The sequence below is a fragment of the Flavobacterium caseinilyticum genome (assembly GCF_004349085.1).
Taxonomy (GTDB): Bacteria; Bacteroidota; Bacteroidia; order Flavobacteriales; family Flavobacteriaceae; genus Flavobacterium; species Flavobacterium caseinilyticum.
Window position 1 is genome coordinate 825648 of the sequence record NZ_SMFM01000001.1, and the last position, 13111, is coordinate 838758.

A 13111-nucleotide genomic window follows, 5' to 3' on the forward strand; every position below is an offset into this window, starting at 1 on the left:
ACTCTGGTCAAATATATTCATTTTCAATCAAACCAGTTACGTTTGTGCCTTTGTAAAAAACTACAAATCAAATTGCTTAATTTTTCGATATAAAGTTCTTTCAGAAATGCCTAATTCATCCGCGGCAGCTTTTCGTTTTCCTTTATTTTTTTCTAATGATTTTTTAATCATTTCAATTTCTTTTTGTTCTAAACGTAAAGTTTCTTCTTCCTCAACGGTTTCTGCAAAAAGATAATTGTCGTCATGTTCCTGATATAAATCCTCATTGTTTTGAGCCGCTATTAAGGAAGCTCTAGGTTCTTCTTCAAAATCTATTTCACTATCATTTTCTTTTGAACCGTATATTTTTTTTATCAAATGTTGATTCGTCTCTTGTACTTTTGAACTTCCGCTTTGAATCAGTTCCAATGTTAATTTTTTCAAATCATTCAAATCACTTTTCATGTCAAAAAGTACTTTGTACAAAATTTCTCTCTCGGTACTGAAATCACTTTCGCTTTTTTTGTCTTTAATTACAGAAGGTAAATTGCTTCCCTGAACTGGTAAATAAGATTGTAAGGTCACGGCTGATATATCCCGATTAGTTTCCAAAACGGAGATTTGCTCGGCTACATTGCGCAATTGTCTAATGTTTCCACTCCAACGAAATTTCTGCAATAGTTGAATAGCATTTTCGTCCAGTTTTAAAGGAGGCATTTTATATTTGTGTGCAAAATCAGCAACAAATTTCCGGAATAACAAATGAATGTCGTCTTTTCGATCGCGTAAAGGCGGCAAAGTAATGTCCACGGTACTTAGACGATAATACAGATCCTCACGGAATTTACCTTTTTCGATGGCATCAAATAAATTCACATTGGTGGCTGCCACAATTCGCACATCTGTTTTCTGTACTTGTGAAGAACCTACTTTTATGAATTCACCATTTTCGAGAACACGTAATAAACGAACTTGAGTGGTAAGCGGTAATTCACCAACTTCATCCAGAAAAATTGTTCCGCCGTCAGCGACTTCAAAATAACCCTCACGAGTGCCTGTGGCTCCAGTAAAAGCGCCTTTTTCATGTCCGAAAAGCTCACTGTCAATCGTTCCTTCTGGAATGGCTCCGCAGTTTACGGCAATGTATTTTCCATGTTTTCTATGCGAAAGCGAATGAATAATTCTGGGGATATTTTCTTTTCCAACGCCACTTTCTCCCGCCACTAATACCGTAATATCAGTAGGAGCAACCTGAATGGCTTTTTCTATCGCACGATTAAGTTTTGGATCATTTCCAATAATCTCAAATCGCTGTTTTATAGCTTGAACTGATTCCATATTATTTTTGTTTAAAGTTTTCTTTGTTTCAGGTTTAAAGTTATCGAGAGAACTTTAAACCTGAAACCTGAAACAAACTTTTTTTTAATTCATCTCACTCAAACTAACTGCTTCTCCTTTCAGAGTTCCGCTGGTGCAAGAAGTAATTCTCACATTTACAAAATCTCCAATGTTATAATTCGCTTTTGGGAAAACAACAGTAATACTTTGTGAATTTCTTCCTGAAAATTCTTCTGTCGATTTTTTCGAAACTTTTTCAACTAAAACTTCTACGGTTTGACCAATGAATTCTTCACTGCGGAACCAAGCGTGTTTTTGTTGTAAATCTACAATTTCCTGCAATCTTCTAGCTTTTGTTTGTTCAGTAACGTCATCTTCCATTTTTCTTCCTGCCAATGTTCCCGGACGTTCCGAATACGAATACATATAACCAAAATTATACTTCACATATTCCATCAAGCTCATTGTGTCTTGATGATCTTGTTCGGTTTCTGTTGGGAAACCAGCAATCATGTCTTGCGAAATGGATCCATTCGGAATAATAGTTCTGATTTTATCAATCAAAGTCATGTATTCTTCACGCGTATGCAAACGATTCATTTCTTTCAAAATTCTGTTGCTACCTGATTGAACCGGCAAGTGAATGTGTTTGCAAATATTAGGATGTTTTGCAATCACATGTAAAATACTTTCGTGCATGTCTTGCGGATTTGATGTCGAAAACCGGATACGCATTTTTGGAAAACCAACCGCTACCATTTCAAGTAATTGATCAAAGTCAACAGCAGTAGCTTTTTGCATTTCGGTAGCATTCTCAAAATCTTTTTTCAATCCGCCGCCGTACCAAAGGAAACTATCCACGTTTTGTCCCAAAAGCGTAATTTCTTTAAATCCTTTGTCCCACAAATCTTGAATTTCTTTCATGATACTTTGTGGTTCACGGCTACGTTCGCGTCCGCGGGTAAAAGGTACCACGCAAAACGTACACATATTATCACAACCACGTGTAATAGAAACTAGAGCGGTAATGCCGTTACTCATCAATCGAACCGGTGAAATATCACCATAGGTTTCATCTTTCGACAGAATCACGTTAATTGCATCGCGTCCTTCTTCAACTTCTTGCAAAAGGTTTGGCAAATCTTTATATGCATCAGGACCTACAACAAGGTCTACAATTTTTTCTTCTTCGAGGAATTGACTTTTCAAACGCTCGGCCATACAGCCCAAAACGCCCACTTTCATCTTCGGATTAATGCGTTTCACCGCATTGTATTTCTCCAAACGTTTGCGAATGGTTTGCTCCGCTTTGTCACGAATAGAACAAGTATTGACCAAAACTAAATCGGCTTCTTCCAGAACTTGTGTTGTATTATATCCGTTTCCAGATAAAATAGAAGCTACAATTTCGCTGTCTGAAAAATTCATCGCGCAACCATAACTCTCAATAAAAAGTTTCTTCGTATTCTCGGGTTTATTTTCTAAAACAAGGCTCTCTCCTTGTTTACTTTCTTCAATAATCTTTTCCATCCTGTGTTTTCAAAGTGCAAAGATAAGGGAATTCAAATAAATATGACAAGATGTCAGATTAAGAATTAACAATGTTTTAAGGTGTTTTAAATATTGGATAAACGGATAGAAAATTTATTGAATCTAAATGTGTTAAAACCCGCAATTCAACGATTAAATTGACTTTTAAAATTTAAAAAACTTAAAATTTAAAAAAATCATATACTTTTGCCGACATAAACAATCGGAATATGGCAAAGAATTTAGTTATAGTGGAATCACCTGCAAAGGCAAAAACAATTGAAAAATTTCTGGGAAGTGATTTCCAAGTGGAGTCAAGTTACGGACACATTGCTGACTTACCATCCAAAGAAATTGGAGTAGATGTGGAAAATGGTTTCAAACCTAAATATGAAGTTTCTGCCGATAAAAAAGCATTGGTCACCAAATTAAAAGGACTGGCGAAAAAAGCCGAAATGGTTTGGTTAGCAAGTGATGAGGATCGCGAGGGTGAGGCTATTTCTTGGCATTTAGCCGAAGAATTAAAATTAGACAAAACCAAAACAAAACGTATTGTTTTTCACGAAATCACTAAAACTGCGATTCTAAAAGCAATCGATAATCCACGTGAAATCGATTATAATTTAGTTAATGCACAACAAGCGCGACGTGTATTAGATCGATTGGTTGGGTATGAATTATCGCCTGTACTTTGGAGAAAAATAAAAGGCGGACTTTCTGCCGGACGTGTACAATCAGTTTCTGTTCGTTTGATTGTAGAACGCGAAAGAGAAATTCAAAATTTCAAAGCTGTTGCCACTTATTCTGTTGTCGCAGAATTTACTAACGAATCTGGAAAAACATTCAAAGCCAAACTGCCAAAAAATTTCAACACTAAAAAAGAAGCCGAAGATTTTTTAAATAAAAATATAGGTTCTACATATAAAGTAGCCGATTTAGAAACAAAACCTACCAAAAAAACACCAACTGGACCTTTTACAACTTCAACTTTGCAACAAGAAGCGGCTCGTAAATTATATTTGCCTGTTGGAATTACCATGCAGCTCGCACAACGTTTGTACGAAGCTGGACTTATCACATATATGAGAACAGATAGTGTGAATTTATCCAAAGATGCAATGGAAGCTGCTGAAGCTGAAATCATCAAATCCTACGGAAAAGAGTTCTCTAAACCGCGAACATTTGTCAATAAAAGTAAAGGCGCACAGGAAGCGCACGAGGCGATTCGTCCTACGGATATGTCGCGACATACTGTAGATATCGACAGAGATCAAGCACGTTTGTATGATTTGATTTGGAAAAGAACGTTGGCTTCGCAAATGAGTGACGCACAATTAGAGCGTACTAACGTGAAAATTGAAGCAAACAATCACGGTGAAATATTCACGGCATCTGGAGAAGTTTTACTTTTTGAAGGTTTCTTGAAAGTGTACTTGGAAGGTCATGATGACGACGAGGAAGAGCAAGAAGGAATGTTACCAGCGATGAAAGTCAACGAAAAACTACAAAATAATTATATCTCAGCAACCGAAAGATATTCTAGACCGCCTGCACGATATACTGAAGCTTCTTTGGTGAAAAAATTAGAGGAATTGGGTATTGGTCGACCTTCTACTTATGCGCCAACAATTTCTACGATTATCAATAGAAATTATGTTGAGAAAGGAAATCTTGACGGTCAAGAACGTAATTATACTCAATTGACTTTGCAATCCGGGAAAGTAGGAGAGAAGTTACTGAAAGAAAATACAGGTTCTGATAAAGGGAAATTAGTTCCTACAGATATTGGAACGATTGTTACGGATTTCTTGGTTAAGAATTTCGGAAACATTTTAGATTATAATTTCACTGCAAAAGTGGAACAGGATTTTGATGAAATTGCAGAAGGAAATATCGTTTGGACAAAAATGATGCAGGAGTTCTACGATACATTTCACCCAACAGTGAAAGATGTAGAAGCCAATGCAGAGCGTGAAAGTGGTGAACGAATTCTTGGAACAGATCCTAAAACAGGAAAACCGGTTTCGGTTCGTTTAGGGAAATTTGGACCCATGGCTCAAATTGGAGCTGCTGATGATGAAGAGAAAAAATTCGCCAGTTTAATGACGGATCAAAACATTGGAAACATCACTTTAGAAGAAACGTTGAATTTATTTTTGTTACCAAAAAATTTGGGAGAATATAAAGGAGAAGAGGTTGAGGTAAGTAATGGCCGTTATGGTCCTTATATTCGTCACGGTGCTGCTTTTGTTTCTTTGCCAAAAGGCGAAAATCCACTTGACGTAGATTTTGAAAGAGCACAGGAATTAATTGATGAAAAAGCAATAGCCGATGCACCGATTGCAGTTTATAAAGGTGAAGGTGTTCAAAAAGGTGTGGGTCGTTTTGGTCCTTTTATCAAATGGGACGGCTTGTTTATAAATGTGAGTAAGAAATATAATTTTGATAATTTGTCTCAATCGGATATTGAAGCGTTGATTGAAGATAAATTGCAAAAAAATATTGATAAGGTTTTGCATAATTGGGAAGAAGAAGGGATTTTAGTAGAAAAAGCACGTTGGGGACGCTCTGTTATTACCAAAGGCAAAATCAAAATTGAATTGAGTAAGGATGTTGACGCTACAAAATTGACATTGGCAGAAGTTCAAGAAATGATTGCCAAGAAAACGCCTGCTAAAAAAGTAGCTGCTAAAAAAGCACCTGCAAAGAAAGCAGTGACAAAAAAACCAGCAGTTAAGAAACCCGTAGCAAAAAAGTAAAAAATGGAATTTGATTTTCTTAAACCAATAGATGATGAAATCCAAGAGTTTATAAATGGATTGACTTCACAGCAACTGGGAAGCAAAATTGTTTTGCACACCAATGAACAATTCCCGGATTTAAACAAGATTAAAATTGCTGTAATAGGCGTTTTAGAAAATCGAGGAGATGTAAAAGCGGTTTCGGATGTTGATTTAATACCGCTTAGAAAAGAGTTGTATGGTTTGTTTCCAGGTAATTGGGATGCTTCTATTGCGGATTTAGGTGATATTCTTGCCGGGAATTCAGTAGCGGACACTTATTTTGCAGTAAAAAAAGTTGTTGCGGGATTAATCAAGAAAAAAATAATACCAATTGTAATCGGTGGTTCTCAAGATATAACGTATGCGCTTTACAGAGCCTACGATGATTTAGAACAAATGGTAAATTTAGTTTCTATTGATAGCAAATTTGATTTTGGTAAAGATGAAGAGGAACTTTCGGCAGCGTCTTATTTGACAAAAATAATTGTAGACGAACCCAATAATCTTTTTAACTATTGTAACATAGGATATCAGACTTATTTTAATTCGCAAGAGGAAGTAGATTTGATAGAAAAATTATTTTTTGACGGCTATAGGTTAGGGGAAGTTTCTAATAATATCGCAATTTCGGAGCCAGTTTTTAGGGATGCTGATATGGTTAGTATCGATCTGAATTCCGTTAAATCTTCTGACTCTGGAAATTTTATTTCATTTCGACCCAATGGTTTCAATGGAAAAGAGATTTGTTCTTTGTCTCGCTATGCGGGAATAAGTGATAAAGTATCTTCATTTGGGCTATTCAATCACAATAATTCGAAACAAGAATCGGTACTTATTGCACAAGTAATTTGGTATTTTATTGAAGGTTTTCATTATCGTTCGAATGAGTATCCTTTTGGAAGTAAAGAGAACTATTTAAAATATATTGTTCCTCTGGAATTTGAGGAACTTATTTTCTACAGAAGCGATAAAACAGACCGATGGTGGATAGAAATACCATTTATTTCTAACGGTAATAATAAATTGAAAAGAAACACGTTATTACCATGTTCGTATGAAGAATATTTATTGGCATGCAATCAAGAATTACCTGAAAGATGGTGGAAAGCGCAACGAAAAAATATCATTTAGGATCTTTTTTAAAAGATTTGATATTTTATTTTAAAAAGCAATTTGTTTAGTATAAAAAAATTGTTTTTTAAAAAAATAATAAATAGGTTTACATACTTAAAAATAATGAATAGATAACAAAATTTATATGAAGAAGTTCATTGCATTTACGGCAATTTTTACCCTTTTAATTAGCTGTGGTAAATCAAGCGACAAAGGAGAATTGGTTGGAGTTGAGGGAAAAAAATGGCATCCAGAGAAACCTTTTGGGATGACTTTAATTCCGGGCGGATCCTATATTATGGGTAAGTCAGATGCTGATTTAGCTAATGTGGAAGATGCTCCTACAAAAACGGTGACCGTTCGTTCGTTTTACATGGATGAAACTGAAATCACCAATAGTGAATACCGTCAGTTTGTAGAATGGGTAAAAGATTCTACCATGAGAGTACGTTTGGCGATACTTGCCGATATGAACGGTCTAACAGCTGGAGCTTCTACTGGTAAAGGTAAAAATGCAGGTAGTATAGCTGATTATGCTTTTAATGATACAGATCCTGAGAAGATGACTGCATATGATAAATATATGTACGATAATTATTATAGTGTTGGTACGTCTGATGACCAGTACGCCGGCAGGAGACTTAATAGAAAAGTAAAATTAATTACAGATACTAAATTGTATCCTGATGCCGACTATGCTGAGGTAATGGACTCGATGTATTTGCCTATAGAAGAATCGTATAATGGTTTACGAACTATAGATGTAAATAAACTAAAATTCCGCTATTCATGGATGGATATTCAGGCTGCTGCCAAAGCTAAGGTGGGTACTAGAAAAGATTTCATAAAAACGGAAGAAGTAAACGTTTATCCTGATACCACTGTTTGGATTAAAGATTTTGCCTATTCTTACAATGAGCCTATGCACAATGATTATTTTTGGCACAGAGCTTATGGCGATTATCCAGTAGTTGGGGTAAAATGGACCCAGGCAAAAGCTTTTTGTGCTTGGAGAACATTGAACAAAAATAATATTATAAAATCTAAAAAGAAGGGACGTGATTTTATAAATTCTTTCAGATTGCCAATTGAGGCAGAATGGGAATACGCGGCCAGAGGTGGTTTAGAATCTGCAACATACCCGTGGGGAGGACCTTACACTAAAAATGACAGAGGTTGTTTTCTTGCAAATTTCAAACCGGTTCGAGGAGATTATGCAGCAGATGAAGCCTTGTATACTGTGGAAGCAAAATCGTATGAGCCAAACGGTTATAATTTATATAACATGGCAGGTAATGTTTCAGAATGGACCGATACGTCCTATGATCCAAATGCTTATGAATATGTTTCCTCAATGAATCCAAATGTTAACGATGCATCTAATAAACGAAAAGTGGTTCGTGGTGGTTCGTGGAAAGATGTTGCTTATTTCCTACAAGTAAGCACAAGAGATTACGAATACGCTGATTCAGCCAGAAGTTTTGTCGGATTTAGAACCGTTCAGGATTATATGGGAGTTCAAACTACGGGAGCAGGAAAAAAGAAATAAATAAAAAAGAAACCAAATCTATTAAATTTTAAAAAAACACTATTATGGCATTATTGAGCAAAAAAGCAATGAATTTCGCATACGGAATGGGAGCGGCAGTTGTAATTATTGGAGCATTATTCAAAATTACACATATTGAATTTGGAATTTTAACAGGAAACCTGATGCTTACGATCGGACTTGTTGTTGAAGCTGCTATTTTTGCGCTTTCGGCTTTTGAACCTGTGGATAAAGATTTAGATTGGACATTAGTTTATCCAGAACTAGCAAATGGACAGGCAAAACCAATGACTAAAAAAGTAGAAACTCCTACTGACACACAGGGAATGTTGTCTCAAAAATTGGATGCAATGTTGAAAGATGCAAAAATTGATGGAGAATTAATGGCGAGTTTAGGAAACAGCATCAAAAACTTTGAATCAGCTGCAAAAGGAATCGCACCAACTGTTGATTCTATGAATTCAACAAAAAAATACAGTGAGGAATTAACTTTGGCTGCGGCACAAATGGAATCTCTAAACAGTTTATATAAAATTCAATTACAAAGTGCTTCTAGAAATGCTCAAATAAATGAAGAAGTTGCTGAAAACAACTTGAAGTTAAAAGACCAAATGCAGTCATTGACTTCAAACCTGTCTTCTTTAAACAATGTATACGGTGGAATGCTATCTGCTATGAATAACAAAGGATAATTAGTTTCGAACTAAAATAAACAATAAACTAATTATTAGAAAATATGGCAGGAGGAAAACTAACCCCTAGACAGAAGATGATTAACCTAATGTACTTGGTTTTTATCGCAATGTTAGCATTAAATATGTCAAAAGAAGTATTATCTGCTTTTGGATTGATGAATGAAAAATTTGAAGGTTCAAATACCTCAGCTGAGCAATCAAACGCTCAAATGTTAGCTGGTTTAGATGCGAAAGCATCGGAAGCAGGTGGAGAGTTTGCAATAGCGGCGACAACGGCACACAAAGTAGAAGTGATTACAAAAAACTTTTATGATTACATCGCCAATATCAAATCAGAAGTTTTAGTAGGGACTGAAGTTGATCCTGAAACTGGAAAATTACCTTATGAGGCAATGGACAAAGGTGATAATATCGACAATTTATGGTTTAGCCCAGCGGGTTATTCGGCTAAAGGAAAAGAAGTTGTTGCTACAATTGAAAAGTATAAATCTGATATGAAGTTGGCTTTAGGCGACAATAAAAAATTAGCACCGATTTTATCTGAAGTTCAAACTAAGTTTAGTTTGGCAGATGTTAAGAATAAAGACGGTATAGCGATACCTTATTTAGATTATCATTTTAAAGGTTTTCCAGCTGTAGCCTCTCTGGCTAAATTATCTGCGTGGCAGAATGATGTTAAAAAAGCAGAATCAGATGTTTACAGTACTGCATTAGGTAAAGCGGCTGTTGCAGCTGCTTCATACAGTAACTATCAGGCTATTGTAGTTTTAGATAAAAATGCATATTTCCAAGGAGAACAAGTCACTGGTAAAGTAGTCTTAGGTCGTTACGATGAGAATACCAAACCTACAAATGTTACTGGTGCAAGATTGGATCCGGCTACTGGACAAGCCAAGATTGCTTTAACAGCTGGTGGTGTAGGTGAACAAAATATTGCAGGGCAATTTACGTTTATTGAAGATGGTAAAACAATTCCTCTAAAATTTGCTGGAAAATATGTTGTTGTACCAAGACCTAATTCTGCTACAATTTCAGCAGATAAGATGAATGTAGTTTATAGAGGCGTATCAAATCCTATGACTATTTCATTTGCAGGTATCCCAGATAATGCTGTCAATGCCTCTGCTCCAGGTTTATCAAAGGTGGGCAACGGTAAATACGTTATGAATCCTGGTGGCGGTAGCGAAGTGGTTGTTAGTGTTTCAGGTAAAATGTCTGACGGAAAAGTTGCTAATGATAAAAAAGTATTTAGAATAAAAGGTATTCCTGGTCCAACCGGAACTATCAGAGGTGAAATGGGAGTGGTAAAAGGCCCTAAATCAAATTTAGAAATTGCGACAATCGGAGCAAAATTATTAGATTTTGATTTTGAAGTTGGCTTAAATGTGGTTGGTTTTAATTTAAAAGTTACCGGTCAGCCTACTGTTGTTGTTTCTGGAAACAAGTTAAATGCGCAATGTAAAGCGGTACTTTCAAAAGCTGGAAGGGGTGATCAGGTTACTATTTCTGAAATTAAAACTAAGCTTGTAGGAGCAGGTAGCTATTTATTACCAAGAACAGCTCCAGTAATTTTTGAAATACAATAATACGTTTGTTTTTATAAAAAAACTAACTACAATATCTTATAAAGATAAAATCATGAATGTAAGAAATTTTTTATTAGCCATTGTCCTTGTTACTGGTAGTTTTGCTTCTAGTGCTCAGTCAAACTTGCTTAATGCGAAAAGTCCTGATGAAATAGGACAAAAGACTGCCGGACAAGTCGATGCGGATAATGATAAGCCATTAGCTTATGGTTATGTGCATGATAGAGATGTATTGATGGGTAAGACCACATGGGAAATTATAGATCTAAGCGAAAAGATAAATTTTGCGCTGTACTTTCCTGTAGATACGGCAAACATTGGTTCCGACAGGAGATCTTTGTATGATGTGCTGACCAAAGCGATGAGAAGTGGTGAAATTACAGAAGTATATACTGATAGCTATTTTAATACTAAAAAATCTTTGCAGGATATACAAGGTTCATTAACTCGAATTGATACTACCGATTCAGGAAGAGAGCAAATAAATGCAGGAACTCAAATATCTGACGAATATATTTTAAGACAAGATCTTTCTGCTCAAGATGTAAGTCAATATAAGATTAAAGGATATTGGTATTTTGACAAGCGTCAAAGTGAATTGAAGTATCGTTTATTGGGAATTTGCCCGGTGACACCGGATGTTTATACAATGAACAGCGAAGAAAAGGATTATATCGAGTTGTTTTGGGTGTTTTTCCCTGATGCAAGAGATGTTCTTCACAAAGCAAAAGCGTTTAACGACAAGAATTCAGCAATGCCGATTTCTTTTGATCAAATCTTGAATTCACGTCGCTTCAATAGTGTTATCTATAAAGAAGAAAACGTGTATGGCGATAGATCTATTGATGAATACATGAAAGACAATGCTCAAAATCAGTTGTTAGAATCTGAAAGAGTAAAAGAAAAAATTCGAAATTTCGAACAGGATATGTGGAATTATTAATTTGGATTTTAAAACATAATAATAAACTCTTACTGTAATGGTAGGAGTTTTTTTGTTTTAATGTGTTTACTTTGTATTTATTTAAAACGAGTTATTTCAAATGATCGATTATTTAATTATTGGTTCCGGTTTAGCAGGCATTTCATTTGCAGAGATGGCTTTGCGTAATGATAAATCAATTTTGGTTTTGGATAATAATTCTCAAAATTCTACTAAAATTGCCGGAGGATTATATAATCCGGTAATTTTAAAGAGGTTTAGTGAAGTTTGGCAGGCAAAAGAGCAATTAATATTGATGAATGAATTTTATTCTTTCTTAGAAAAAAAACTAAATTGTAAATTTGATTTTAAAAGACCAATATTACGAAAATTCTTTTCAATTGAAGAGCAGAACAATTGGTTCACTGCTTCTGATAAAATTGGACTAGCTCCTTTTTTATCAACTGATTTGATTTCTAAAAAGTATATAGGAATTGATTCCCCATACGGTTATGGCCAAGTATTACAAACGGGTTATGTTGATACGTTTTTGTTGGTAAACAAATACAGAGAATATTTAAAACAAAATAACCTTTTTGAAGAAGTGTCATTTGAATATGACTCTTTGCGAATTGAATCTGATGGCATTCGTTATAAAGATGCAATAGCTAAGCATATTATCTTTGCTGAAGGTTTTGGACTGCATGCAAATCCATATTTTAATCATTTGCCTTTAGACGGTACCAAAGGAGAACTTTTTATCATAAAAGCTCCTCTTTTAGTTTTGGACGTAATTGTTAATACCAGTGTGTTTATTTTGCCTCTTGGGAAGGATTTATTCAAAGTTGGAGCGACGTATAACTGGAAAGACAAAACAGACTTACCCACTGAGGAAGGAAAAATGGAATTATTGGCAAGAATCAAAGAAATTATAACCTGTGATTTTGAAATTGTAGAGCATTTCGCCGGTGTTCGACCAACGGTAAAAGACAGAAGGCCATTAGTGGGAACTCATTGCAATTATGAATCACTACATATTCTCAACGGTTTAGGAACACGAGGAGTAATGCTTGGCCCTGCGATGGCAAAAGCATTATTTGACAATATAGAAAATCAGATACCTTTAAATAAGGAAATTGATATTAGTAGATTTTTGCCTAAAAGTAAGATATAGCATTATTGTTGGTTCGCTTTTGGATCATAGGAAACAAACATATTGATATATACGTTTCTGGACCATCGCAAGATAAATGGAAATAAGACAATGAGTGATGTGATGATAGCGATAAAAGCTATTTTCAGGCTGGAGCCAAAGATTACAAAAGAGATAATAAAGGCAGCAATTCCAACAGCAACATTCAGTCCGTAACTGACATACATTGCTCCATAAAAAAAGGAGGGTTCAATTTGATATCTCAAACCACAATGGCTGCAATTTTCATGCATTTTTAATATTTTATTGAAATGCAGAGGGTTTTTGTCCAAATACATACTCTCATTCTGACATTTAGGACAAGTTCCTGTTAAAATGCTATATAATTTGGATCCTTTTTTTAACATTTGCAAAAAATTTAATTTTCCTTCTTTAGAGTTACAAATTTACACATTTGAAAAGG

At 35.1% G+C, this 13111-nt stretch carries 10 protein-coding genes; 7 read left to right on the forward strand and 3 right to left on the reverse strand.

Annotated features, from left to right (window positions below):
- Nucleotides 1–60: 60 nt before the first annotated feature.
- Complete coding sequence (locus E0F89_RS03695; protein ID WP_131908494.1) at nucleotides 61–1317, reverse strand: sigma-54 interaction domain-containing protein; 1257 nt, start codon at nucleotides 1315–1317, stop codon at nucleotides 61–63.
- Between the two features lie 84 nt (nucleotides 1318–1401).
- Nucleotides 1402–2847: a tRNA (N6-isopentenyl adenosine(37)-C2)-methylthiotransferase MiaB gene (gene miaB / locus E0F89_RS03700; protein WP_131908495.1), complete on the reverse strand. Its 1446-nt coding sequence runs from the start codon at nucleotides 2845–2847 to the stop codon at nucleotides 1402–1404.
- Nucleotides 2848–3077: 230 nt separating this feature from the next.
- Here miaB and topA point away from each other — a divergent pair, with 230 nt between their 5' ends.
- From topA to E0F89_RS03735, 7 genes are all read left to right on the forward strand, one after another.
- Nucleotides 3078–5606, forward strand: a complete 2529-nt coding sequence (gene topA, locus E0F89_RS03705) for a type I DNA topoisomerase (protein ID WP_131908496.1) — start codon at nucleotides 3078–3080, stop codon at nucleotides 5604–5606.
- Nucleotides 5607–5609: 3 nt separating this feature from the next.
- On the forward strand, nucleotides 5610–6761 hold the full coding sequence (locus tag E0F89_RS03710; protein ID WP_131908497.1) for a formimidoylglutamase: 1152 nt from the start codon (nucleotides 5610–5612) through the stop codon (nucleotides 6759–6761).
- A 127-nt stretch (nucleotides 6762–6888) separates the two neighbouring features.
- Nucleotides 6889–8292: a T9SS ring complex lipoprotein PorK/GldK gene (gene porK, locus E0F89_RS03715; protein WP_131908498.1), complete on the forward strand. Its 1404-nt coding sequence runs from the start codon at nucleotides 6889–6891 to the stop codon at nucleotides 8290–8292.
- Nucleotides 8293–8336: 44 nt separating this feature from the next.
- The gene (gene porL / locus E0F89_RS03720; RefSeq protein WP_131908499.1) at nucleotides 8337–8984 is read left to right on the forward strand and encodes a type IX secretion system motor protein PorL/GldL; all 648 of its coding nucleotides are present in this window, start codon (nucleotides 8337–8339) and stop codon (nucleotides 8982–8984) included.
- 44 nt (nucleotides 8985–9028) lie between these two features.
- Nucleotides 9029–10573 (forward strand): type IX secretion system motor protein PorM/GldM, encoded by a 1545-nt coding sequence (porM, locus tag E0F89_RS03725; RefSeq protein ID WP_131908500.1) that lies wholly within the window; start codon nucleotides 9029–9031, stop codon nucleotides 10571–10573.
- A 52-nt stretch (nucleotides 10574–10625) separates the two neighbouring features.
- The gene (gene porN / locus E0F89_RS03730; protein ID WP_131908501.1) at nucleotides 10626–11516 is read left to right on the forward strand and encodes a type IX secretion system ring subunit PorN/GldN; all 891 of its coding nucleotides are present in this window, start codon (nucleotides 10626–10628) and stop codon (nucleotides 11514–11516) included.
- Nucleotides 11517–11616: 100 nt separating this feature from the next.
- Nucleotides 11617–12669 carry an NAD(P)/FAD-dependent oxidoreductase gene (locus tag E0F89_RS03735; protein WP_131908502.1) on the forward strand — a complete coding sequence of 351 codons (1053 nt, stop codon included), beginning with the start codon at nucleotides 11617–11619 and terminating at the stop codon, nucleotides 12667–12669.
- Nucleotides 12670–12671: 2 nt separating this feature from the next.
- Here the strand turns inward: E0F89_RS03735 and E0F89_RS03740 are convergent, their stop codons facing one another.
- Nucleotides 12672–13055 carry a DUF983 domain-containing protein gene (locus E0F89_RS03740; RefSeq protein WP_131908503.1) on the reverse strand — a complete coding sequence of 128 codons (384 nt, stop codon included), beginning with the start codon at nucleotides 13053–13055 and terminating at the stop codon, nucleotides 12672–12674.
- Nucleotides 13056–13111: the final 56 nt, after the last annotated feature.